Raw genomic sequence first — 25,676 nt, 5'->3', positions numbered from 1 at the left:
ACACACGGTATACCGGCCGGCGCGTCGATGTCAAAGCAATAGTCCGGCCGTCGGACTGACTGGCGTGACGCCGCGGTTCGGCAGGCACCCGATAGCGTGGCCTGGTTTACGGACCTGCCGTCCGTACTTCCTTCGGTACGTCGCTCTCAAACTCCTTGAAGTTGTTCCGGAACAGCTCGGCCAGATGCCTGGCCTGCCGGTCATAGGCTTCCTTATCAGTCCAGGTTCGCCGCGGTTTGAGGATTTCCTCGGGAATCCCGGGACAGGCCACGGGCACCTGAACGCCAAAGACCGGATCAGTATCAAATGAAACCGTCGACAGCGCGCCGCCGAGTGCCGCGTTCAGAAGCGTCCGCGTGTGACCGATTTTCATCCGCTCGCCGACGCCGTACGGGCCGCCGCTCCAACCGGTATTGACCAGCCAGCATGGAACATTATGGCGCCGTATTTTCTGGGACAGAAGCTCGGCATATCGCGTCGGATGCAGAACCATAAAGGGGGCACCGAAACAGGCTGAAAACGTGGCCTGCGGCTCGGTCACACCGGCCTCGGTGCCGGCCAGCTTTGCCGTATACCCGGAGATGAAGTGGTACATGGCCTGCTCCGGGGTGAGGCGCGAGAGCGGCGGCATGACCCCGAACGCGTCCGCCGTGAGCATGACGACATTCCGCGGATGGCCGGCCATACTCTCGCCAAGAGCGTTGGGTATGTGACTCAGCGGGTATGCGGCACGAGAGTTCTCCGTGAGCGTGGCATCGCCAAGATCGAGCCGGCGGGTGATGTTGTCAAAGGCTACGTTCTCCAGGATGGTGCCGAAGCGGCGCGTGGTGGCGTAAATCTCAGGTTCCGACTCCTCGGAGAGATTGATGACTTTCGCATAACAGCCGCCTTCAAAGTTGAACACGCCCGTGGCGCTCCACCCGTGCTCATCGTCGCCGATCAGTTTACGATGAGGATCGGCCGACAAGGTCGTTTTGCCGGTTCCCGACAGGCCGAAAAAGAGCGCCACGTCACCCTCGGAGCCGACATTCGCGCTGCAGTGCATGGAAAGCACGTTTTCCTGCGGCAGGAGGAAATTCAGGACGGTGAAGATCGATTTCTTGATCTCCCCGGCGTAGGCGGTCCCCCCGATGAGCACGAGCTTCCGATGGAGGTTAAGGATAATAAATGCCTCGGAGTTGGTCCCGTCGATTTCGGGCATGGCCTGGAAATTGGGTACGTGCAAGACCGTGAACTCCGGCACGTGGCTGACGAGGTCCCTGGGGTCCGCCTGAATGAACATGTTGCGCGCGAAAAAGCTGTGCCAGGCCGTCTCCGTGATGACCCGGATGGGAAGCCGGTACTTTGGATCGTAACCGGCAAAGCAGTCCTGGACAAAGAGGTCCCGCACCTGCAGGTAGGCCTGCAGGCGGCCGAACAGGCGGTCGAACTTCTCCTGCGAGAACGGCCGATTCACCTTGCCCCACCAAATCTGTCCCTTCGTGTCTTCCTCCTCCACGATGAACTTGTCCTTGGCTGCCCTGCCCGTGTGCAGACCGCTCCTGACTACTATCGGACCCAGATGTGCTACACAACCTTCGTCGTGTTTGATAATATCCTCGTAGAGCATGGGCGTGTTGTGATTCCAGTGCACGTGCCGGACATTGGTGATGCCGTGATTCTCGAGGCCGTAACTGCTGAACAGACGTTTGACTGCCATATACGATCTCCTTACGCCTGAATATTATCGCTTTGTAAGCCGCCAGGGAGTCTGGCTGTGGTGTTTATTATAATACGTCGATTCAGCCCGGTGGCAAGACCTTTTTTGCAGGCCGGTCCGGCACACCGGGGCGGAAAGACGGCTCAGCCTTTACAGGTCCAGTCCCGCCGCCAGGACTACGCCCCGGCCCGCTGAGCAGATTCCCGACCCGTGTTCCTTATATGCCCGGTCCGTGACGTTTTCAAGGGTGATATTTACAAAGGTCGGTCCGAGTTCGACGTGTGACCTGAAATTGAGTGTCGCCCAGCCGTCCGTACCTTCAGGCCCGATGCGGGTGTCGTCTATATCGCGCGTGGACAGACGCCTTTGCTCACCGGCCATCCGGACAAACAGCTCGACCCAGCCCCGGGCGTGCGGATGCACCCGGATGGAGACCATGCCCATAAACGGTGGTATCCTGCTGAGCGGCTCGTTCGCAGTGTGGTTTTCTCCCCGGGTCCAGAAACACGCCGCCCGGGCTTCCCACTTCTCGGAAATCTTGAAGAAACTCTCGTACTCAAACCCGTAGATGTGAGACCTGCCCACGTTGTACTTCTGAAAGATATCAAATTCGGCGCTGTCTTTTACGCCGTTTCCGTTTTCGTCGAAGTAGGTCTTACCGTCATATGTCCCCGGTCGGCGATCGATAAGGTTGCTCAACTGGTTGTAAAACAGAAACAGGCTGCCCTGCATCCGGGCAGTCCGTACCTTCGTGCCAAGCTCAAAGTTGTTGCAATGCTCCGGTCCGAGACCCGGGCTCGGGGCATCCACACCGCTGCTGGAAACCTTGAGGACCACCTCGTCGTTCAGATCAGGAGCCCGAAAGCCCCGTGACCAGCGACCCAGGATGTGTACCGCCGGGTCCGGCTTCACACTCAACGACAACGCCGCCGTAACGTCATCGAACGAATCTTCGAAGCGGCCAAAGGGATCCTCCAGCGGCGAATCGATGGCGAAGCGGCTGTACCTCACGCCGGTGGTCAGCGCCACGTTCTTTTGCAGCCGCCATTCATCCTGCAGGAACAGTCCCGTGGAACGATACTCCGATTCATCCGGAAACGTCGGCCTGACATCCCACGTCGCGCCCCCGCTCATCCGCATTCTCCGTGTATCGAGCCTGTCCCGGTAGTGCTCCAGGCCGTAGCTGAGCCAGTGGACGGACCGCAGGACTGATGCAAGCTGAACGTAGCCTCCCCAGGTCCTGACTTCATCCTCCGACTGCGTCACCTCTGCCGAGCCGGTCCTCTGCTCGATGTATCCCTCGACCTCCCTCTGGAACGCCACGGCAGCCTTGACGGAGTGAACGGACGAGCCCAGATCGTCGGACGTGACAGTCAGGGCCAGCAGGTCCCGGTCCTGCGGATCATAGACGTACTCCTGAAAATCGCCGCTGACGTATCTGTCGTAGCGCGGCACTTCCGTTTGCCGAACGGCCAGATAATCGAGCCTCAGGAGGCTGTTTTCGTCCAACCGGATGAACAGGTGTGTGCTGTGATTCGCCTCCTGCCAGCCGGTCGGTCTTTGCTTCCCGACCTCGCCACCGGCGCGCAGGTCCCCGATATCCTTAAGGGTCACGGCATAGAGTGCAGAGAGATATCGGTAGCTGCCGGTCAGCCTGAGGTTGACGCTCTTGCCGTCGTCCGCGCTCGAGTAACGCGTCACCATAGACGGGTTCAGGATGATCCCCGTACCCCCGGCCCGAGGCGGAAGCGGGACGAGATTGATAACACCCCCGATAGCGTCGCTGCCGTACATCACGGAGGACGGTCCGCGCACCACCTCAACCCTGTCCACCGTTGCAAGGTCGACCGTGTTCAGGTACTGGTTGGCACCGAAGCGAAAGGTCGGCTTATTCAAACGGATGCCGTCGTACAGTAGCAGAACATACTTGCCCAGCAGGCCTCTCAGGACCGGGGAACCGTGGCCGTGAGTCGTTTTCTGAACGAGTACTCCCGGTTCTTCACGCAGCACTTCGGCGGTAGTACTGAAATCGCGCTCTGCAAACCTGCGTGCGGGAGTTACCGAGACGTTCTGTGCGGACGAAAAGACGGCCTCGCCAAAGCGGGTAGCGGTGACGGTCAGCCCGCCGACGTCGGTGGTAATTGTCCGGAGAAATACGGTCAGCCTCGCTGTTTCGTCGCGGGCCACGACCACCCGCCTCGAGGCGTCAGCATACCCGATATGGGAAAGCCTGATATCGTAATGGCCGGGGGCAACATTGGCAATAAGGAACCTCCCGGCCTCGTCCGTCACGGCGGTGTGCGAAGATTGGATTACGCGGACCGTGGCCCCCGCCACCGGCTGCCTTGTAAGTCGCTCGGCAACAAGCCCCTCGATGGTCGCCGCCGCGATCGGACACTCGCTTGCGCAGACAAGGAAGATGACGAGACGGACCGCGCGACCCGCCGTGCGCGCCCGTACCGTTGTCCATGATCTGCCGCAGGGCATCCCGGTCGCACGATGTCCGAGCATGTGAATCACTGATACGGCAATCTATGCACTGCCGGCCCTGCTCGCAAAGAGTTTCTTGCCCGGTCGCAACGCACGGGCCGACCATACTTGACATCCACCGCAGCATCACATAGCCTGTGGGCAAGACACTGACACGAGGAGACAGCCATGAAATTCAACGGGAAAGAATACGAACCTTTCAACTCCGCTTTCAACGATAAGACTTACTCCGGTCGCCTTGTCGGCCGCCCAATCACCACACGGATCCCCCACCGGCGGAACAAGGTAACCACGCTCGATGCCGTCATGGAGTTGATTCGGGACGGAGACACGATCTCCTATCCCCACTACTACCGGTTCGGCGACAAGGGCCTCCAACTGGTCGTCGAAAAACTGCGGGAAACCGGCAAGAGGGACATCAGGATATACGGCAATGCCTTTTTCGACCACGTCGATCCCTGGCTGATCGAGGCCGTCAAAGCGGGAACGATCGGCGGTATTTATGGAAACGTCTATCGCAAGTTCGGGGGCAACGTGGTCCGGGGAGACCTGCTGCCCTGGGTTTCGGTCGGCTTCTCGCATGGCAACCGGGTAAGGAAACTCCAGACGGGCGAGGTCGACGTCAGGGTCGCTTTCGGACCCGTGCCGATGGCCGACGTGCACGGCAACGCCAACGGCGTTTTGGGCAGACCGGAACACCTGTGCGGCCCCGTGGGTCTCTTCTCCGCCGACGCCGAGTACGCCCGGTACGTGTGCCTGCTGGCGGGGACGGTCAGCGACAAGCTGATCATGCCTACACCGCTGTCGATGGAGCAGGTGGACTTCGTGGTGAAGGTGGACGACCCCGGCCTGTCGTCCGGTATCGGCTCCGGGACGCTCGACGTGGAGAAGGCGAAAAGCAATCCGTTCAACGCCCGGGTGGCCGAAAACATCACACGAGTCATCAAGGCGGCCGGGGTGGTCAGGGACGGATTTGCCTTCCAGGTCGGCTCGGGCGCGGGGCTGCTTATCCTCGAGAACATCCGCAATATGCTCAAGGAAACAAAAATACGCGCCAACTTCTCAATCGGCGGGGTCACCTCGTTGCACGTCGATATGCTCGATGAGGGCACGCTGTACCAGCTTATGCACGGGCAGTTGTTCGAGCCGAGCCCGAAAGTGTTCGATTCCCTGCTGACGAACCACCACCATCACGAGATCACGACGGCCTATTACGCTTCCGTGGCCAACAAGGAGGCCGCCGTGAACATGCTTGACCTGGCCGTGCTTTCGACGCTGGAGGTTGACCGTGAATTCAACCTCAACACCGTGTGCGCCAACGGCCGCACTATCGGCGGTATCGGCGGCGGTCAGGACGTTGCGGCCGGAGCCGATCTCGCCATCATCTTCATGCCGCTGGCCACGGGCAAGGACGGCAAGGGATTCCCCAAGGTCGTCGACCGCGTGTACACCCGGACGACTCCCGGCGAGGTTATTGACGTGGTCGTCACCGAGGAGTACGCGGCCGTCAACCCGAAAAGCAAAAGCACCTACCGTGACAGCATTCTCGAGCGCGGCGGCGAGTTCGGCGTCAAGCTGATCTCGATGGACGAGTTGCACGAGAAATCGGTTGCGCGGGCCGGCGAGTTCGGAATCATCCCGCCGCAGGCCGAGACGTCCGATGAAGTTGTGCACGTGATTGAGTGGCGGGACGGCTCCCTGCTCGACGTCATCCGCAGGATCTCCTGACGTTGGCCGGCAGGCCCGGCCGCGACCAGGGGCGAGCTTTACGCAAACAAAAGGGACAGGCCCCGACAGCCTGTCCCTTCATTGTGCCGGTTTTCGGCGTTCAGGTCACTACTTCAGCAGCGTCATCTTCCTGGTATGGGTGAAATCACCGGCCTGCAGCCGGTACAGGTAGACGCCGCTGGCCGCATCGCTGGCATCCCAAGTGACGACGTGCGACCCGGCTTCGAGCCGTTTGTCGACCAGCGTGGCGACTCTCTGGCCCATGATATTGTAAACCTCCAGCCGCACGTGTGACGCCTCACGAAGGCTGAACTTAATATCCGTCGCCGGGTTAAACGGATTCGGGTAGTTCTGTTCCAACGCAAAGTCAGCGGGCATGGCGCTACCCCTGGCCGCACCGTTGACAAGCGGCGTAATGACATGGTGATTCTCGTCGGCTACGAGTGCGGAGGTGACCTCATACTCGCCGTCAAGGCGGATAACCGGCGTCGTACCGGCCGGTATCATCGTGCCGCCGTCAGCGTCGAACAGCCCGAGCTTGACAACACTGCCGGCCTGCCCATACACGAGGTCGAACTCCTCACCAGTCAGCTTCACCGCCGACGCGTCCTCGGGACCGCTCAACTCGAGCTGCAACCCGCGCACGTCGTGGGGTGACGCCAGGCTGATAATCGTCGCGCCACCTTCCCACGCCGTAAGAATCCGAACATCGGTGCTCAGCTTGGCCGCGACCGGTACGTCAGCGCCAAGGCAGCCGCAGCGAAGCTCTTCTCCGAAGAGGAACAGGTAGGCGATAAAGTAAGTTATGTCGCCGATGTCCGGGCCGCCGCAGTCGCCGTTGACGTCCAGCGCGTTCAGTTCGAGGGGAGCAGGCTCACCCAGGAACATGTAGCCGATCATTGAGGTCAGATCGCCGATGTCGACGGGCGGGACACCGTCGCAGTCGCCCGGTGTATAGCCGGGAATCAGGGTCGAGTCACGGTAGTAGTCAAACCCGACCACGAAGGTCTGGTGCATCACGTCCGAGAACTTCAGTTGCCTGGACGGGTCAGCCGACAGCGCCGTATCCCAGTGAATATACTGATCGTCGCGGCAGTCCATCGACGTGGAGAACTCAATGTCGAACAACCAGGTCACCCCGGCCGGGATGTACTTGCCGGAGCTGTTGGCCAGGTTAACCACCACGAACCCGGAATCATTCTTAATATCGACCAGTTTGAAGTCCCACGATTCCGTCGGCAAACCCTCAAATGACACGTCATGCACCGTGACACCCGGTGGAATCTCGATGGGGATGGTGGCCCCTGACGCCGATTTGGTCAGCACGCACAAAACCGGTTGAGGCGACGGGAAAGGAGTGCCGAATACGAGCGACGGAATCAGAAGTGAATCTCCGACCCACCCGGGCACCACGTCCAGCATTACGGGAATATGAACGGCCTCGAACGGATCCGGCCACCCGGTGTCCGGGAATATGTCGATAGTATCGTAGTAGGTGCCGTAGGAAAGCGAATCGGTGTGAACCTTTATCGTCAGCATCGTCGGCGTCACAAAAACACCCGCGGGCGGTGGCGTCGAAACGATGTCGAGCCATATGCGTCGATCGCTGACGAAGAAGTGTGCCGGCTGACCGCCCTCCTCGTACACCCAGAGCGAGTCAAAGACTATGTATTCATCCGGCATCGAAAAGTAAAACGACGTGGGTACGGTCTTGACGACCCATTCCGACGGCCCGCCTGAAACCGTCAGCACCACCGGCACCTTTACTTCGGCATTAAGTGGAATCTGCGCCAGCGAGTTGGTGACGATAATAGTGTCGGTGTACACTCCGGCCGGCAGGCTGCCCGCGTACACGTCGAAATGCACGGAATCCGGCGTGTGTCGCATCCACGTCGAGTCGGGCCAAATCTGGAGCCACGGGCTGCCGAGCGCGGTGTAGACCGCAAACGGCACGATGCCGCCGCTCTCCTCATATACCCACATCCTCTGGCCAAGGAGACTGTCGCCGGTGTTCAGGCTCAAATCAAAGCGCTCCGGCACAACGTGCAGGATCGGTTCCGGCGGCGCCATGGTCAGGACGACGGGAACCGCCACCGGAAGGAAGGGATCCGACCAGCCGGTATCCGGGTAGATGTGGATGGTATCGTAGTAGATGCCGAGCGGCAGCGAATCCGTGTGGATTCTCAGGTCAATCATCTCCGGGGTAACAAAGACACCCGGCGGGGGAGGTACCGATAGAATGTCAAGCCATGAGCTGCCGTTGAAAATGACGAAGTGAGCCATGAAACCGTATTTTTCGTACACCAGCAGCGAATCATACAGCACGGTCTCTTCGGGCAGAGCATAGTGCAGCGAGGCCGGCTGCGTCTCCACCACCCACTCCGGTGGTTCGCCGGCGATGGTCAGGACAACCGGCACCTTGACGGGCTCAAACGACAGGGTGTCATCAAGCGGGTCGAAAATCATAAGGCTGTCCACGTAGATGCCTGGCGGGAGCATGTCCGTACAGATGGCGAAGCACACGGTATCCGGGGTCACACCCATGTCCGTGGGGCCTGGGCCCGGTTGCAGCCAGCTGCTTCCCTGGGTCGTCTGCACGGCAAACGGCACGTTGCCGCCGCTCTCTTCATACACCAGCAGGCACTGGTTGTCGAGCGTGTCACCCTGGTTGAGGGTAAACGCAAAATGGGTGGGGATGGTGTGAACCACTGGCCGCGAGGGAACGACCGTCATCGCCACCGGAACCAGCACGATCGGAAACAGCATCGGATCGACGGCCGCGGATACAAAGGTACAATCAATGGCCGGGAATACAATGATCGAGTCGGTGTACGTACCCGGATCAAGTGACGTAGCGTCACCTCCGATGTGAAGAGTCTCGGGGGTAGCAAAGATATCCGTGCCTGACCCTGGGACGATCAGCCAGGGTCGCAGGCTGTATACCATGAACTCCACCGACCGGCCAAAGCGTTCATCGACGAAGAGCGAATCGTACACCTTTTCGCCCTGATTCACCGTCCAGTTGAACGACATCGGCTCGGTCAGCACCACGAGGTCGGAGTCACCCGGGACGGTAAGCGTAACCGGCACGGCAAGGTCGCCGATCCATGTGGTGGAATCGTAGCCGGAAATCACGACAGTGTCATGGTAGACACCCGGCAGCAACCCGGCGGGATCAACCGTTACCCACAGCGTCGTCGGCGTGGTCGGGGCCACCAGGAACAAGGGCAGTTGCAGCCAGGAGCTGCTGTTCCAGAAGGACAGTATGACGGTTGTATCACCGCTCTTTTCCCAGATGTACAGCGAGTTTTCAAGCGGTATGCCCGTCGTCGCAACGAACTCAAGGTGCGTGGGATCGACCGCCAGCTCCAGGCCGCCGGTGTCGTACACGGTCAACTCAACCGGGACCCGGACGGGCGAATTCGACGGCTCGGCGTACGTAAAGGCCAGTATAGTATCGTGATACACTCCCGGTGACAGGCCCGCCGTCGACACATAAAACTGAACGGAATCCGGCGTGGTGAGAGAATCAACGGAAGGCGGAAACGTCAGCCAATCGCTGCTGTTGGAAAGCTCAAACTCGACCTCTCGCCCGCTCGCCTCTGAGACGTAGAACGTCTCGACGAGTGTATCCCCCGGGGCCGCGACGAGATCGAACCGGGATGGCTCGACGACAAGTATCCAGGAATCCGACTCGCAGTACAGGCCAAGCATGGCAGTGACATGCTGCGGCGAGTTAGTCGCACCAGGAGCCTCCACCGTGATGATGGCTGACAGCAGTATCGTATCGCCCGGCAATGGAGGCGTGAAGAAATCCGGGATTTCCGACCATACAATCCATACGGCCACTGAATCGAAATTCTGGCCGCTGTCAGGCTCGAGGCCGATCCAGGATTGGTCGACCGAGGCTACCCACTCCAGCGTCCCGGTGTCGCAATTGGACACCATGACAAATTGAGAGTCCATCTCGTCCGGCGTCAAAGTGGTCCAGCAGAGGTTGCCGAAGAACCAGAGGGTATCGGGACTGACCTCCAGGCAGGCTGGTGCCTGACCGTAGGCGCCGGAACCGTTTGGATCCACGTCGCCCGGCGGAGTGGCCGTTTTGACTGCGGTGGAGAGGATCAGTGGAGCAAGAACAATGAAGGCGAGCAGCACCGTGAACTTAAGGGACTGAAAGGCGTTACGCATCCTTACCTCCTCGAATTAAGGTTGGCGCCTATAATCCCTTAACGCTTGCGCAATACTCTCACCTCATAAACGCGTGGTAAACAAATGATGCAGTACGTGGTGCTAACTCTATTTATACGTCCCATCGCCCGTTTTGTCAAGACAATTCTTTACGGCCTGGATTCCCGATAGCCGCACTGATCCGTACGCGGACCATAAGCAACTGATCCGTCTAAGGTTAAACCGTCACCGTGTCCTGCCCACGGGTCAGCCACTATCAATCCGGCAGCATCACAGGTCCACGGAAATGGACTGATCCTGAGCCTTGACCGATTCGAACGTAATCGTCGCCTTACCGCTTCCTTTCACGATCCACTGTACGTCCCTCTTGCCGAAAGACGGAATGCTGGTGAAGATCGTCCCCGGCCGGTATCGAACCGGCTGAACCCGGTCCAGATGAATGTCCTCAATTATGCCGCTGGAAACTACCTGAATGCCTTTGCCTTCAATCCTGAGAAAATCCTCTCGCACAAGGTCATGCCGCAGGGCCTTGGCGGATAGCGTCGGTATGGCATTGGCATTGGAAGCGCGCACGCGGACACGGTGAAGACCGTCTCCAAGCTCCTCAGCCTCGATTAATTCAAGTTTGATATCGGGTGCATGCCCGGCCGCGAAAATGACCAGCGAGGCGTTGCGGTGAACCATTTCCGGCAGCATGAAGGCCGGCGGTATCCTGGTGGTGAAGGTTCGCCAGCCGCCGATTTCGATCTGACCGAATTGCGGGTGCTCGAACTTCTTCCAGTCACGGAACATCACGCCCTGATTCACAAAATCGTTGAATTTCTGCCTTTCCTCGCCGGGCACGCCGCCGTAGTATTCCTGCTCCGGTTCTGTTCCGGGGCGGGCGGCCCGACCGGGCTCCCGGTACTGCTCCTGGCGACTCATGTACAGTTCACCCACAAAACCGTATATACCGAGATTCGAGAACATCCACTCGTCGAAATCACCGTGCGTCGTGTACATGTCCGTCACACCGACGATGTAGTGATAACCGGGAATGATCTTCTCGCCTTCCTTGCCGAGAAAGTCATAGACATTGACGTCCGACGGAGGATAGGACCCGGCCAGCTTTGAGCCGGGGCCCCGTACGATCAAGCCGCCGGAGTTGTGAAACGCGAAATTGAAGCAGATGTTGGGTTTCGAGACAACCAGGTCTGCTATTGCCTTCGTCACCTTTGCCGACATCGGGAAGTCACCCGCCCCGCCCTGCACGTAGGGCGGTTGCCACTTGAATCCGTAGTTGCGATTAATATCCAGGTACCCGGACGGGTCCTCGTTCAACCGTCCGTCCCCGTCGTTGTCGATCCCCTCGCTGCCGAGCCACCTCCACTCTCCCGTTTCGCCCGGCTTGACCCTGACCATGACACGTGGATCGTCAGGATGGCTCTTGAACTCCCCGAACGGGTCCCGGACCCTCATCTCGAGGATTTCACCATCGCCATCAAGGTCTTCGTAGCCATCCTCGTCGGCCAACCCGTCGTGGTCGTCATCGTACGGAATGCGCGGGCTCCTGCCGTGGTCAAAGCCGGCCGCGTCGGTAAAAAAGCGCCACCGGCTGTCAACGTTGACAACGGGAACAATATAGAAGGCACGCGTGTCGACCAGTTCCGTTACGACGGGGATGCTGTCGTATGAATCCAGCAGGTACCAGGCAAGGTACAGGCACACCTCGGTCGCCTGAATCTCGTTGCCGTGAATTGTCCCGTCGACGTAGATCCCGGGTTTCTCGGTGTCCGCACCCGTCTTCGGATTATTTATGGTGAAGAGCCAGATGTCGCGGTTTTCCTCGCTCTTGCCGATTGATCGAAGTTCCGTCAGATGCGGATACGCTCCGTGCAGGCGTTCCAGGGCTTCAGTAACGGCCGGACCATCGTAGAAATGATCGAACGTCAGCTTCACCTTTTCGGCCGCAATTCGCGGGGCCAGACTTGTACCCGCCAGGAAAACAGCCAGCAGAATTGACCATGTTGTTCTCATCACTGACTACCTCCCTTCAGAACGATGGTTTTCTCGTCATCGCCGGCGCTGAAGCTGCGTGCTTCCAGCGTGATACTGCGGCCCTCCTTCGCACTGAACACCCAGCTTACGCGCTCGACGCCTCCCGCACCTTCCAGCAGGCCCAGCACGCGCCTCGACCGGCCTTCAAGCAGCGTCATCGACTCGCCGGACAGAGTCACCACCACCGGCGTCGGTCGCAGGCACCGCTGGCCCTGATGAACCGGATAAGGCAGGAACCCGGTATTGGCAACCCACGCCTCGACGCGCCAGACGTCGGCGCTCTCTTTCTCGACGTTGATTTTCTCGATGGACACCTCGGGTAGAAGGCCAGCCAGCTCTCGAACGAAGGGAAGCTGCTTTTCCAGCAGCGCCTCGACCGAGTCCGGAGGCGGCGTAAGCGCCGCGTACGGCTTTATGCCCCCGATCTGAACGCTGCCCAGGGTGGGATGGTCGTACGGTTGCCATGCGACGAAGGCGTCGGGGTTATAGTCATAGAGAGCCTGCTCGGTTTCGTCCAAACCGCCCGACTCCTCCTTCTTCTTTGCTTCGCGCATGAATTCAGCGATTTTCTTGGTCGTAAGCATGCCTCCCTGCAGTGCATTTATCACCATATCGGGCGAGAAGTGGGCCGGGGCGCCGCTTGCCTTGAGAAAGGCGCTGATCTTCTCCTCTCCCAACTCGAGGAATTCCTCGTTCGACATCTTCTCGACCTTTTCCGGCGTCAACGCCGTGTCCTCGACTCCTTCTTCCTTCTTCGCTTCCGGCAGGGTCCAGAAATCCATGCTGAAGCACGGCACCCCGTACTGGTAGTACGCCCATTCATCCAGCGACCCCGACGGGAAACCCTGCGAAGCCAGACGCTCCGCATCCAGCCCGGCCTCCTTGATAAAATCCTTATAGCGGGTGCTGATCTCGTTCCAATAGGGCAGATCGTTCCGGTCCGGGTTAACGGCGGCCCCGGCACCGAGGAATTGCAGCACCATATCCTCTGTCACGTCCTCGATCCCGAACGCCTCACGAGCCATCGCCAGCAGCTCCTCCATGGTGAACTCAGACTCCGGCTCGACCCCCATATGCCGGGCCATATGCTCGGGAATCTTGTACGAGTCCTGCGCGGCTTCCGCCTTGCGGGAACTCTCCGGCACCGTTCTCAGGGTGTTGGTGTGTCCCAGCACCAGGACCATGGCTATTTCCGGGTGGTCAAAGGCAAACGACATCAGGGCGCGCGACTCTGCCTCGCTGGCCGACCAGGGTCCGTCCGTCTTCGTATAATGTGTGAAATTGTGGGGGAAGTTGTGCCCGGGATTCGCCCCCCCGGGAGCGTCCTCGTTTATCACCCCGTCACCGTCATTGTCGATTCCTTCCACAAAGAGGCGATACTCTCCCCTTTCCCCCTTAGCCGCCTCGGCCTTTTTCATGAGGATGGGATTGCTCTCAACGGCCATCCAGACACCTTCGGGATGCGCCTGGCGCATCACGGTAATGTAGCCGTCCCCGTTGAGATCCTCCGGCCCGTCCTCATCCACGGCGTCGTCGTTGTCGTCATTGAAAGGCCGGGCGTTGACGAAGCTCTCGTGCAACGGCTTTGTGAAGAAGTTGGCGTACCCGTCAGGATTGCCGACCGGCACAATGTACCAGCGGTGCGACGCGAGTTCTTCCTTCCAGTCGCCCAGCAGGAGCGTGGCCAGTCGAAAGGCGGCCTCCGAGGCAATCGGACAGTTTCCTTCCATGTTGGCGACCACGAGAACAGCGGGAAGTTCGCCGTCCTCCGGCCCCAGTTGCAGCATCCGGATGTCGATTCCACCCGGTGTCGTTCCCAGATTATTAATCCGGGCCGATGTTTTGTCCTGCCGCGCAAGTTCCTCGAGCCGCGTGTTGAGCTCTTGGGGGGAGTGATAAGAGAACGCCGTCTGCCCCGCACTGGCGGTACTCGCGCTGAAACCGGCCAGGGCAACCGCGAGTACGAGCGATGCAGCGAGATTGACCATTTGCACCTCCGGTGATATGAACGCAGGTCCACGGAAGATCTTCGTGAGCCTCAATATCACGACGTGTCACGGGTAAGATCAAGTGCTTTCTTGGGCCGGGAGTGCTAATGTGACCATCGCTCGGGCCCATTGTTCCGAAGACACTTCACCGCCTGAACGCATGGAATATGCCCTTTCGGGTGCCGATGAACAGGACTCTGCGACCGCCACTATGTTCTTGGATATACCAGGCGGGAAGCGTATTTTCCTGGCGGAACCGACATTGATCGGTCATATCCTGTAAGCAGTCGACCCCGTCCGGAGCATCCAGGTGCGACACACAAGGCTGGTCAGCTTCAAGAATGTATCCATAGGCCTCCCGGATCGTCTTCTCGTCAGAGGCCTCTCCTTTTCCGTTCAGAGCGGACGGTTGCTGGCGCTGGTCGGCGCGAACGGGTGCGGCAAGTCGACCATCCTGAATCTCGTGGAATCAAGGCATACCGGTCGTGACGATCTGTCGGACGATTCGGATGTCCGGGCGAGCGGAGAGATCAACCTGGCGCCGGGGATCTCGCTGGTACATCTGCCCCAGTTGCTCCAAGCCAACCGGGACCTCGTCCATCGCAATTACAGCCTGCTGCCGGAATTATCCGGCCGGGCCGTAAGACTGTGCGACGAATTCCAGGTGATAGAGGCCGCGGAACCCGCCGACAGGCTCTCCGACGGCGAGATACAAAAACGCGCCATCATCCGCACTTTGCTGGAAGACCACGACCTGTACTTGCTGGACGAGCCGACCAACTACCTGGACATCGCGGGCATCACCGCCTTCGAAAACCACGTGGCGGCACTGAAAGACCGGGGTAAGGGCATTATTCTGGTCACTCACGATCGCACCCTGACGGACAACCTGGCCGACAGCACTCTCCTCATTTCGGAGCACGGCATCTACCGGACTGTCGGGGGATGCAGCCGGGCACGGTCAGTCAGGAGCACCGACCTCGCCTCGCGTCATCGGCTCGCGAAGGCAATAAAGAGAAAAATCGGCGAGTTGCAGGACGACTGCCGGCGGAGGGCGGGTTGGGCCGCTCAGAAAGAAAAGCAGAAGATCGGGGCGCGGGGGGCCAAAGCGCATATCAGCCGGCTTTCAAAAAAGATGGCCAAGCGTGCCAAGGCAATACAGCGACGCGCCGAAAGAGAGGTTGAACGACTCACCGAGACCAGGCCTTTCGTGCCCAAGAAGCTGCACCTGCAGTTTCCTCCTTACGACGTCAGGAACCGGCGGGTCTTCTCGCTTGACGGCGTGAGTTTCCGGTATGACGGCCCGTCAGGGGCCGAAGCCACGCGTGATGAAAGCCGGCTACTGCAGGACATCAGCCTGTCGGCCACCACGCGGGACAAGATATGCCTGATGGGGGCCAACGGCTCCGGCAAATCTACAATCATCCGTCTCATCCAGAGGCAACTGACCCCCCTGGCAGGCAGGTGCTACCTTAACGACGGGGTGACGACGGAGTACGTCCCCCAGGGACTGGAGGGCTTTTTCAAAGCCGGCACTCTGCTGGACAACTTCGCGGCCTGCAACTGCAACGAAACAGCCGTCCGCCAGCATCTGGGGGCGGCGCTCATCCGGAAAGACAAGGCGCGGGAACCGATCGACCGCTTTTCCTACGGCGAATTGATGCGAGCGGCGATTGTAAAGTGCATCCTGTCGCGAGCCGAGTTCCTGTACCTGGACGAGCCCACCTCACACCTGGACATCGAGTCCATAGAGGTTCTCGAGGAACTGCTCTGCGGCTTCGCCGGTGGATTCCTCCTGATCAGCCACGACCGCTCGTTCGTGGGCAACGTCGCCGACAGCCTGCACATGCTGCGGGATGCGAGGCTGACAATGGTGTGAACCACGCCCTCGGCCCGCACTATTCGGCCGGGCGCCGTTTCCCGCACCCCGGTGCTACCGCTGCTTCTTTACCTCCTTGAAGTGTTGCCTGATCATCTTGCCCCTCTGTCTCTGCGCGCGGCGCGCTTCCGCTGGATTCTGTCGCATGGCGAGGTGTTTAAGCTCCCGCTTGAGCTTCAGGTAGCTCTGGTACCGCCCGGCGTCCAGGGTTGCATCCTGCAGGGCCGCTTGCACGGCACAGCCGGGTTCCTGTTCATGCCGGCAGTCACGGAACCGGCAGCGTGCGGCAAGGCTTTCGATGTCGTCAAACGTCTGCTCCAGACCCCCTTCGTCACTCCACATCTGTATTTCGCGCAGGCCGGGAGTGTCAATCACCACACCCCCGGATGGCAGGATAAGCATATCCCGGCTGGTAGTGGTGTGTCTGCCCCGGCTGTCGTGCTCGCGCACCGGGCGAACCTCGAGTCGGTCGCTGCCGATCAGCTTGTTGATCAGAGTCGACTTGCCGACGCCGGAGGAGCCAAGAAACGCCGCCGTCTTGCCCACTGCAACGTATTCATGCAACTCGTCAAGCCCCTGATTTCCCGTGGCGCTCACCGCGAGAACGGCAAGTCCCGGCGCGATCGATTCGACCTCCTGTACGCGCTTCTCGACGTTATCGCACAAGTCGATCTTGTTCAGGACAACCACCGGAATCGCTCCGCTATCCCATGCCACCGCCACGTACCGTTCTATCCGGCGGAGGTTGAAATCTCCGTCCAGGCCGCCGACCAGAAACACCACGTCCACGTTGGCTGCAAGTACCTGCTGTTCAGTCCTGCCGCCCGTGTCCGGCATTCCGCCGGAGAGCACGGCCTTGCGGGAGAAACTGCTCTTCCTTGGCAGGAGCACGTGGATCGTGCCTCTCTGTTCATCGGGACGCACGACCAATCCGACCCAGTCACCGACCGTCGGCAGTTCGGCGCGGCTGCGCGCGGCGTGCCGGAACTTTCCCGAGACCTTTGCCACCAGCTCACCCTGGCTTGAAAAAACGACGTAGTCTCGCCTTCGCTCGCGCGCTACGCGGGCCGGCGTCAGGCCTTTCTTCTGAAATGACTCAAACTGTTTCTCCAGGGATCTATCCCATCCCAGATCACGTAAGTTCATTTTCCGTTTCCTCGTTTTCGCGTCACGATGATGCACCCGGCGCGTGCACGCCGGGGTGCAGAATTAGCCGTAAGGTGGTTGTTCCGGGGCTATAGCGGGAATGATTGCCCGAAAAAAGGCCGCGGACGCTCGTCACGCCAACGGTAATGATCCTGCAAGCACGACCACCCGCAACAGGGCGGCCGATGACTTCTCAGGCGCGATTGCCGGAACTCAGCGGCAGGCTCTGCCGAGGCGCGACAAGACAACAACCTTTAACCCAACAACTCTCATACGTCACGCCTCCTCTCTGCTGCGACTGCTTTTCCGGTTCTCTGTTCTTGCCCTTCCAAGATAGTCGCCTGGATGAAAATGTCAAGCCGGAATCCGACCGGTGTCCCGGCTGCATCCTCAAGCTTCGCCGCCGCTCAGGCACTTGAAGCCACGGCGTGATAAATCTTGCCACCTTTTCAAACAGGGCATAGGTTCCGGCTGGTTTCAGTGCATTTCCCGGGAAAGGGACATCCGGATCACCGGTAAAGGAGGACCACGTATGAACGCATCACGCTACGTTATCGGCAGCATAGTTGTCTGGGTATTCATCTTCCTCTTTGAATACCTGCTTCATGCAGTCGTGCTCGAGGGGTATTACCAGGACATTGCGCACCTTCTCCGTACCACCATGGGCGGCGAGTTTTTCCTCTGGGTGCTGATCAGTGAGTTTTTGCTGTCGTTCGGCTTTTGCTACATCTTCATCAAGGGTCGCGAGAACCGGGGTCTGGCCGAAGGTTTTCGGTTCGGACTGTTAATCGGCATCACGTTCGGGGTATCGTCTACGCTGGCCCATTACGCGGTGTACCCGATGACGGGCAAGCTGGCCGCGGGCCTGGTGATCGGTTACCCGGTCGAGATGATCCTGGCCGGGCTTATCATTGCGGCCATCTACAGACCGAAGGCAGCGCGGGCTTAGCGCGAACGGCCAGTGACGCGACCCGCGGCCTGTCTCCGGCGAGTCAGGTCAGCTCCTTGACGACGTCCACGGTTGAATCGCTGCCGCCGTAGGTGATCGTGAATCCGCGCTTCTCGAACACGGAGATCACGGCGCGGTTATCCGAGGTGGTCTGAGCGACAATCTCCCGACGATCAGGCGACAGTTACCTCCTTGCAGAGATAGACGTCCTGGATGGCACTTAGAAGTTCCACGCCATCTTTTGTGAGCTTCTGGAACGCCTTCCTTCCGCTTATCATGCCCATGCCCCCGGCCCGCTTGTTGATCACGGCCGTTCTGACCGCCTGGGCAAGGTCGTCCTTGCCGGAGGCACCGCCGGAATTGATGAGACCCGCTCTACCCATGAAACTGTTGACCAGCTGGTAACGGGTAAGGTCGATGGGGTGATCGGAGGTCAGCTTGCTGTAGACCGCCTCGTGAGTCTTACCGAACTTCAGCGCCTTGAATCCGCCGTTATTCTCCGGCTGCTTCTGTTTTATGATGTCGGCTTCAATCGTGGCGGCAAGGTAGTTGGCCTGCCCGGTCAGGTCTGCCGAAACATGGTAGTCCGCCTGTTCCGTCTTGAAGGCCGGGTTTCTCAGGTACGCCCAGAGTACCGTCACCAGACCCCTGCTGTGCGCATAATGGAAGAGATCAGCCACTTCCTGAATCTGCCTGCTGCTCTCGGGTGAGCCGTAGTAAATGGTCGCGCCGATGGCAACCGCTCCCAAGTCGCACGCCTGGTCAACCGATGCAAACAGGATCTGATCGTACTTGTTGGGGTACGTCAAAAGTTCATTGTGATTAGCCTTGACGATGAACGGGATTCGATGGGCATACTTCCTGGCCACGGAACCGAGGACCCCGAGCGTGGAGGCAACGGCGTTGCAGCCTCCCTCAATGGCCAGTTTGACAATGTTCTCGGGATCGAAACAGTCCGGATTCGGGGCAAAACTCGCTCCGGCGCTGTGTTCTATCCCCTGGTCTACCGGCAGGACCGAAAGGTATCCGGTGCCCGCCAGCTTGCCGTGGTCAAACAAGGCCTGCAAGTTTCTCAGAACCGGCACTGAGCGATCCGAGTTGTAGACTACCCTCTCCACGTAGTCGGGACCGGGCAGGTGGAGCTTATCCCTCGATACCGTTTTGCACGTATGCTTGAGAAGGTTATCCGCGTCGCTTCCGAGCAGTTTAGCGATCTTTTCCAGCATAACACACACCTCCTTTAATATCCTGTCATAGACAACACGCTGCTAACCTGACCGAAACGTTGAATACTGGCGACTTTCGGAAACTATATACCTGATCGCGCCGACTGCAACTACTTTATATCGCCCTTGCCAATATATTGCAGGGCAACCGAAAGCGGATCCGGACTGCCATTCGAGACACAATTAACCCGAATAAAATAGATTGACTTGCCCACCAGAACTGATTACCAATGGGCTCAGATAACTCACAATCCACTGCAGCGCGGGAGGAATGCATGCTTCATAGGAGCATCTGTTTGTGTTTATTCTGGTTAGTCCTGATCGGAACAGGCACAGCCCAAGAACGGGCGGTCGTATTCGACTTTGCCGGCATAGGCATTGACGCACAGACGATTCAGGCCGCCACTCACATCTTCAGAAATGAACTCGCCGCTACCGGGAAGTTCTCCGTAATCCAAAAGGGAGAGATGGAGGCAGCCCTGGCCGAGGAAGGAATAACCGACTTCACGTGCCACGAGGTCGCCTGTGCGGCCGACTACGGGTACAAAACGGGGGCGGAAAACGCCATAATCGGCTCGCTGACCAAGCTGGGCCAGAAGATAACCGCCGAAGTGAAGCTCGTCAGCGTTGTCAGAAAGGAGGTCGTCTTCGACGACCGCTTCTCGGCCGGTTCCCTTGACGACCTGGAAGTAACCCTCCGCAAGCTTGCCGAGGCCGTGGCGCAACGCAGGCAGATAGAGTCTGAGGCCACGCGTTTCGCGGTCACCGAGCAGGAGGCCAGGGAACCCATGCGCAGGAAAGCCTATATCACCTCCGGTGGTGCCTTCGGTTTCGGCATTCCCTTTGGCGACTCATACTCCAACGTGGGCAACCTGTTTTCTTTTGCCTGGATTATTCGCTATGAAGCGGGCAAGTACGTGGTCGACAACTCCTTCGGATGGTCCTTCGGAACCGCCGAGCCGGATACGACCGTCTGGGGTATTGCCATAGACAAAAGGACGATTCAGATGCTGACCTGGGACATGGGCCTGCGTTATGTCTTCAATCGTGAGGCCGACTTTTCACCTTTCGTCGGCGGCGGCGTCGGGATGCACTTCATCATGGAAGAGAACATCGAAGGAACCACGTACCCTAGCGGCTCCGATCCCTACGTCAAGAGTGATCAGGCCATGGCCCTTCACCTGGCTGGCGGCGTATACGCGTTTCAATCGTACGACTTCCGCTTTTCCCTGGAGCTGAAATACTCGATTGCGTTCACCGATGCCTTCAAGGAATCGGGAAGTAACTCGCAGCAGATCGGGATGATGATGGCCATAACGCGCAAGATCGAGCGAAAGGAAAAGGCCGGCTGTGGCGGCGGCGGCGGCGGTTGCGCCGGCGGCGGCTGCTGGTAGCCAGACCGCCTGCTCTGCAGGGCGTGCCGGCCACAGCTCATCCCTTGACCTCAGAGACGGCATCAGGTAGTTTCTCTCCATGCGGAGAGTGCTTGTCGTAACCCTGGCCGTCCTGGGTTTCATGTGGGGGAATGCGGGCGCGGTTTCCAGGCCGATTGCAGGGGATCTTGAAACCATACTCAGTTCCCGGGCCGGGCAGGACGCCTCCGCTGCCAGGCACGAGTCCCCCGGGCTCACGAAAACGTCGGAACTGCAGATCTTCGGCACCGGGCTGATAAGGCTGTATCAGGTCGCGGTGTCATCCCAGGACGTTCCGTCATGCCGGTTCACTCCCTCGTGCTCCAGGTTTGCCGCAGAGGCAATACGAAGGGGGGGGTTGCTCAAGGGCATCCTGCTGGGCGCCGACCGTCTGAGCCGCTGTCACCGATGCGTCAACCAACGGCATTACCCGGCACTGATCACAAACGGCACTGTATCTGACAGGCTGTACGACCCGGTCTACAGGTATATCCGTCCGGAAGCTGATGAATAGACTTGTTGCATGCTTCATACTGTTGTGGCCCGCCCTGTGCTTTTCTCAAGCTCCCGAGCCCGCAGGCACCGGCCCGGTCGATTATTTCAATTCGGAGAATCTGTTAAGATTCGCGGATTACCTGTACGAACGCGGCGACTACCTTCGGGCGGCGGGCGAATACCAGCGTTACCTCTTCTCGCTTACCGCACCGGGCAGTTCCGACTCGACATACTACCGCATGGTCAAGGCCGTATTCCTCGGCGGGGATTACGGGCACTGCCGGCGGCTTCTGGACGCCCTTGCGGCAGAATACCCCCGGTCGCCGTTTGCGGCCGAGGTTCCCCTGTTTCAGGCGGTGGTCGCGTTTCACCTCGGTGAGTACGAGCGGTCGCTGGCGCTGGCCGGCCATCGGGGCGTAGCCAACGCCGGGCTTGCGGCCATCGTCACCGGCACGGACTATCTCTATCTGGGTGATTTCGAGATGGCTCGCCGGACCGTCTGCCCGCTCGCGGAAGCAGAGACGTCGCTGCCTGACTATAACCCCGACGGACGTGCGGCCATGATCGCCGAACTTTGTGAAAAGGCAATACTGGCGCAGTCGTTGCCGTCCAAAAGCAAACTGCAGGCGGGAGTCTATTCCGCCCTTTTGCCGGGAGCAGGCAAGAAGTACTGCGGTCACACCGCCGACGGTTTCTACTCACTGCTGCTCGTCGGGCTTACGGCATGGCAGGCCTATGACGGATTCCACGAGGATGGATCCGGATCCACCCGGGGCTGGATCTTCGGCGTGCTCGGAACGAGTTTCTACCTTGGCAACGTCTATGGTTCCGTGGTCGCAGCGGAACTGTACAACCGCCGGAGTCACGAGGATTTCCTGCGAGGCCTGCAAGTTGAGATCACCCTGCCTTAAGATCGCCGTCCTGCTTGTCGGCCTTCACGTTCCGGCCGGGGCTGCTGACCCTATACTGGCACTGGCCGATTCCCTCATGTCAAGGGAGTCTTACGACGCCGCCATAACCGAATACACGAGACACGCCTTCTTCAACCCGCATTACCCGTCTCTCGATGAATCTTACGCCAGGATCGGCCTCTGCTACGCCTATCTGGACGACCACGATCGCGCGATTGCGGCTATGGATACGGCCGTCTTTCTCGCCGCGACCGACAGCCTGCTGGATCAGCGGAGACTCGATCGGGCGGTTGTCCACGTGATGTTTCGTGACTATCCTGCGGCCGGACGGGATATGGAGCAGGTCCTGCGTTTCTCACGCTATGAAGACGCGACAGGTCGTGCCATGATGCTGCGGTTGGTGACCGCGATTCTGCGCCACGACTGGGCCACCGCTCTCAGCGCTTGCCGCTCGCTGCCCGAGAGCAATATCGGTATGCCGGCCGCCATCGAATCGACTCTCGTCAGAGCATCGCCGGGCGGCTACAAATCACCTGCTACCGCCATGCTGTTCTCCACGCTGCTTCCGGGGGCGGGGCAAATCTACTGCGGGGCCTGGGGCGACGGCCTGAATGCCGCGCTGCTCAACGGCGCCCTGGGTTACCTGACCGGCTACTATGCCGTCAACGAGAGGTACGTCTCGGCCTTCTCGGCATTCCTCTTCCTGTTCCGGAGATACTACAACGGCAACCGCGTCAACGCCTACAACCTTGCAATTGAACGGAATGCCGCCGTCGACGAACGAATCGAGAAAGAGTTGCTTCGATTTATCAGTCAGGCGTATGGCCTGCCGCGCGCGACGCCTGAATAACGGCGCCGGGCGGGCCGCGCCGCGCGTTGACGGCGATTCGGGAACTGGGCTACTTGACGATTTCAATGATCCGTTTGAACTCGTCTCCTTCGGCCACGTGCAGCATCTCGAAAAGGGCCATCTCCAGGCTCGTGATCCCGGCGCCGCAGTCCTTGATCGCGTCTATACCGATCTTCTTGTTCTCCGGAGTGCGCGAGGAAACGCAGTCGGCCACCAGATGAACCTCGTATCCTTTGGCCAGAAGGTCGCGAGCCGTCTGATACACGCAGACGTGTGTCTCCATGCCGACGAGCAGGACCTGGTTGCGGTTTAGCGACCCCAGTTGCCGTGCGAAATCATCGCTGCCGCAGCAGCTGAACGTGCTCTTGATCAACGGTGCCTGGCCGGCCAGCACGTCCCGGATTTCCGGAATGGTCGAACCCAGCTTGTCCGGGAGTTGCTCGTTCCAGAGAATCGGGATCCCCAGGACCTGCGCTCCCCTGATCATTTTCACGAGGTTCTCGAAGAATTCTTCTTTCCGATGCATCAGGGTGGCCAGCCTGCCCTGGACATCGATAACCACCAACACGGAGTCTTCTGCCTTAAGTGCCATGTCATCTCCTCAGGTACTCGTTCTTAATCTGGAAAATCTGCCCGCCGTGTTCGAAGTCGTGCCGGATGTCGAACCAATATGAACGCCAGAGCGGGATGCTCACTCCCTCGCTGCCCTCGGGCGTTATCACGCGTTGAAGGTCATCCTCCCGCAGCTGATCGAGCGCCTCCCGAAGAGGCAGGCAGTAGAACGGCCGCGCGCGGAAAGTCGGCACCACGCGACCCTACAGATCATGATAATGCGGGGTGTCACTGCGGGAGAGGGGCGCGCCCCGGAGCTTGCGGGCCTCCGTGCTCAGCCGGTCCTCGAACATGTCCTGGCAGATGTCCTCCAGTTGATGGACAATGCGCTCGAGATCGCCGCTGTGTGTCGGTAACGGCACTTCCCTGAGCCGCTGCAGGTATTCAGGTGTCTGGGCAGCCAGGAACTCGTAAGAGTCCTCGATCTCGTCCACCGCCAATTGGAAAGTCATGGTGATGTGGTCGTACACCCGTTGCGGCATGTCCCTGAGCTCGGACCGTGGCTCCAGTGCCTCACGCATCATGTCACCTATAGACATGAGAAAGTCACAAACCTCGCGAACCTCGAATCCTTCCACGAACCGGCGATACGCTATGACCTCGGCGTAATTGCGCATCAGCGTCCGGTCGCGGGTTCGCACGACCGTAGCCACCAGCTGGTACACGAGGGTGACGTACCACTTGAGCAGGTCCTTATCCATCCTCTGGTAGCGGTTGAGCCGCCCGGCGTTGGCGGGGGCCAGGATGAACTTGAGCATTTCATCAATGAGCGCCTCGCGGGACTCGATAAGCAGTTCGTAAATGGTGAGATTCGGCCGCTCGGTCACCCGCCGCAGCACGGCTTCGTTCCGCAAATGCCAGCCGTCGGGGTGATTCTTCATGTTTTCCATCAGGAACAGCAGGCGCCGGAGAATGCCGTGCCGGGCGGTCGGCTGCCAGCCGAGGTCGGCGTGCGTTCCTGAGGCGTCGACGTTCAGTTTCTTGTCAATGTACGCCACCATCCACAGGCGCTCGAACGGCGGCCTGCCGAAGAGCTTCCCTATGGCATGGCGCAAGACCATGCCCGGCGTGGCCAGGACCTTAGGCATGCGAATCGGCCGGATGTCCCGGCCGTAGAAATACCGCGTGGCCGTTTTGAAAAGCTCGTGATGAGTCGTGAATCCGTTCGGGCTTGCCACCAGGGTGCACATCCGCGGCAAGCGATCGGTCTGGTCGATTATCTTTAGAAAGAACCTGATCAGGTCCTGGATGTGAAGATACGTCACGGCGGACATTCCCCGGCCGCCGAGGATGCGCGAATTCCAGCGGCCGGACAGCCAGGTACCGAGAAACACGTATACCGGAGGATACTCGCACCAGTCGCTGTAGATTGCGGCCAAACGGACGGTCGTGCACGGAAACCACTCGGAGTACTCCTGCATCATCTCTTCGCCCAGCCGTTTGCTGGACGCATACGGAAAAGTGGCGTCTGGCGCACTCTCTTCGTTGACCACCCCGCCGTCACGCGGAAACGTACAGGCCGCCAGGGAACTGGCGAAGATGAAACGGCGCGTGCCGATCTGTTTTGCCAGCTTCAGGACGTTGCGCGTGCCGTTGACGTTGGTCCGTTCGTATTCCGGGTTGTCGGCGTTGCTGAAGTCATAGTAGCCGGCCAGGTGCAGGACGAAATCCGCACCCCCGTTGGTCTTCACGCATTGCACGACCTCTCTGAGAGTGTCCCATTTGGCGATGTCGACCTGGGTCCAGCGGATGTTGTCATCCCTGGGAATACCCGCTTCCTTTTGCGAACGGCGCGCCAGGCAGAAGAGACGGAATTTACCGGCCACCGCCTCCAGAAAGTGCCGCCCGATGAAACCGGACGCGCCCGTAACTATGATCCCGGGTAGATTCGTATCCATATTTCGATCCGGCTGATGTTCAAGCGACTGGCTGCCTGACGGTCAGTCGCGCGCCGGCACCGCCTTATAATGGGCGATTGTTTGCCACTTTGGCAACTATTTTGGGAGATATAACACACAAACGGCCAGCCCGAAAGGACCGGCCGCCGTCAGTGAAATCAGGTCAGG

Annotated in this window: 17 protein-coding genes; 7 read left to right on the top strand and 10 right to left on the bottom strand. The window is 59.5% G+C overall.

Translation table 11 applies throughout. The features are described 5' to 3' along the window. Nucleotides 1-106: 106 nt before the first annotated feature. Together pckA and VMY05_01390 are read right to left on the bottom strand one after the other, a co-directional pair. Entirely contained in the window at nt 107-1,699 is a 1,593-nt protein-coding gene (gene pckA / locus VMY05_01395; protein ID HUV29734.1) for a phosphoenolpyruvate carboxykinase (ATP), read from the bottom strand. A gap of 150 nt (nt 1,700-1,849) precedes the next feature. Beyond that, nucleotides 1,850-4,210 carry a TonB-dependent receptor gene (locus tag VMY05_01390; GenBank protein ID HUV29733.1) on the bottom strand — a complete coding sequence of 787 codons (2,361 nt, stop codon included), beginning with the start codon at nt 4,208-4,210 and terminating at the stop codon, nt 1,850-1,852. A 147-nt stretch (nt 4,211-4,357) separates the two neighbouring features. On the opposite strand from VMY05_01390, the gene VMY05_01385 reads away from it, so the two are divergent. Next, on the top strand, nt 4,358-5,917 hold the full coding sequence (locus tag VMY05_01385) for a citrate lyase subunit alpha (protein HUV29732.1): 1,560 nt from the start codon (nt 4,358-4,360) through the stop codon (nt 5,915-5,917). Between the two features lie 108 nt (nt 5,918-6,025). On the opposite strand, the gene VMY05_01380 is transcribed toward VMY05_01385, so the two are convergent. From VMY05_01380 to VMY05_01370, 3 genes are all read right to left on the bottom strand, one after another. Further along, nucleotides 6,026-10,105, bottom strand: a complete 4,080-nt coding sequence (locus tag VMY05_01380) for a T9SS type A sorting domain-containing protein (GenBank protein ID HUV29731.1) — start codon at nt 10,103-10,105, stop codon at nt 6,026-6,028. A 270-nt stretch (nt 10,106-10,375) separates the two neighbouring features. Beyond that, nucleotides 10,376-12,121 carry a M14 family metallopeptidase gene (locus VMY05_01375; protein ID HUV29730.1) on the bottom strand — a complete coding sequence of 582 codons (1,746 nt, stop codon included), beginning with the start codon at nt 12,119-12,121 and terminating at the stop codon, nt 10,376-10,378. Then, the gene (locus VMY05_01370) at nt 12,121-14,130 is read right to left on the bottom strand and encodes a M14 family zinc carboxypeptidase (protein ID HUV29729.1); all 2,010 of its coding nucleotides are present in this window, start codon (nt 14,128-14,130) and stop codon (nt 12,121-12,123) included. Before VMY05_01370 ends, VMY05_01375 begins: the two co-directional genes overlap by 1 nt. A 310-nt stretch (nt 14,131-14,440) precedes the next feature. Between VMY05_01370 and VMY05_01365 the strand changes: the two genes are divergently transcribed. Beyond that, nucleotides 14,441-16,009, top strand: coding sequence for an ATP-binding cassette domain-containing protein (locus tag VMY05_01365; protein ID HUV29728.1), 1,569 nt, complete (start codon nt 14,441-14,443; stop codon nt 16,007-16,009). A gap of 54 nt (nt 16,010-16,063) precedes the next feature. Here VMY05_01365 and rsgA read toward each other — a convergent pair whose 3' ends face one another. Further along, a complete protein-coding gene (gene rsgA / locus VMY05_01360) occupies nt 16,064-17,155 on the bottom strand; it encodes a ribosome small subunit-dependent GTPase A (GenBank protein ID HUV29727.1) in 1,092 nt (363 codons plus the stop codon). 532 nt (nt 17,156-17,687) lie between these two features. Here rsgA and VMY05_01355 point away from each other — a divergent pair. Further along, nucleotides 17,688-18,104, top strand: a complete 417-nt coding sequence (locus VMY05_01355; protein HUV29726.1) for a hypothetical protein — start codon at nt 17,688-17,690, stop codon at nt 18,102-18,104. 173 nt (nt 18,105-18,277) lie between these two features. Here the strand turns inward: VMY05_01355 and VMY05_01350 are convergent, their stop codons facing one another. Beyond that, on the bottom strand, nt 18,278-19,330 hold the full coding sequence (locus VMY05_01350; GenBank protein ID HUV29725.1) for a class I fructose-bisphosphate aldolase: 1,053 nt from the start codon (nt 19,328-19,330) through the stop codon (nt 18,278-18,280). 275 nt (nt 19,331-19,605) lie between these two features. Here VMY05_01350 and VMY05_01345 point away from each other — a divergent pair, with 275 nt between their 5' ends. From VMY05_01345 to VMY05_01330, 4 genes are all read left to right on the top strand, one after another. Further along, entirely contained in the window at nt 19,606-20,724 is a 1,119-nt protein-coding gene (locus VMY05_01345) for a hypothetical protein (protein ID HUV29724.1), read from the top strand. A gap of 79 nt (nt 20,725-20,803) precedes the next feature. Then, nucleotides 20,804-21,256, top strand: coding sequence for a membrane protein insertion efficiency factor YidD (gene yidD / locus VMY05_01340; GenBank protein ID HUV29723.1), 453 nt, complete (start codon nt 20,804-20,806; stop codon nt 21,254-21,256). Next, nucleotides 21,249-22,148, top strand: a complete 900-nt coding sequence (locus tag VMY05_01335; GenBank protein HUV29722.1) for a hypothetical protein — start codon at nt 21,249-21,251, stop codon at nt 22,146-22,148. Before yidD ends, VMY05_01335 begins: the two co-directional genes overlap by 8 nt. Further along, the gene (locus tag VMY05_01330; GenBank protein HUV29721.1) at nt 22,129-22,998 is read left to right on the top strand and encodes a hypothetical protein; all 870 of its coding nucleotides are present in this window, start codon (nt 22,129-22,131) and stop codon (nt 22,996-22,998) included. Before VMY05_01335 ends, VMY05_01330 begins: the two co-directional genes overlap by 20 nt. 49 nt (nt 22,999-23,047) lie before the next feature. On the opposite strand, the gene VMY05_01325 is transcribed toward VMY05_01330, so the two are convergent. Genes VMY05_01325 through VMY05_01315 form a run of 3 tightly spaced genes read right to left on the bottom strand, consistent with a single transcriptional unit; the run spans nt 23,048 to nt 25,508 of the window. After that, nucleotides 23,048-23,590, bottom strand: coding sequence for a hydrolase (locus VMY05_01325; GenBank protein ID HUV29720.1), 543 nt, complete (start codon nt 23,588-23,590; stop codon nt 23,048-23,050). 1 nt (nt 23,591) lies between these two features. Further along, nucleotides 23,592-23,807 (bottom strand): hypothetical protein, encoded by a 216-nt coding sequence (locus tag VMY05_01320; protein HUV29719.1) that lies wholly within the window; start codon nt 23,805-23,807, stop codon nt 23,592-23,594. Nucleotides 23,808-23,813: 6 nt separating this feature from the next. Beyond that, nucleotides 23,814-25,508: an NAD(P)-dependent oxidoreductase gene (locus tag VMY05_01315; GenBank protein ID HUV29718.1), complete on the bottom strand. Its 1,695-nt coding sequence runs from the start codon at nt 25,506-25,508 to the stop codon at nt 23,814-23,816. Nucleotides 25,509-25,676 lie beyond the last annotated feature (168 nt).

It is taken from the genome of Acidobacteriota bacterium, from assembly GCA_035529075.1.
GTDB lineage: Bacteria > Zixibacteria > MSB-5A5 > GN15 > FEB-12 > DATKXK01.
The sequence above is the reverse complement of the archived record's forward strand: the minus strand, read 5'-3'. Positions and strand labels throughout refer to the sequence as shown.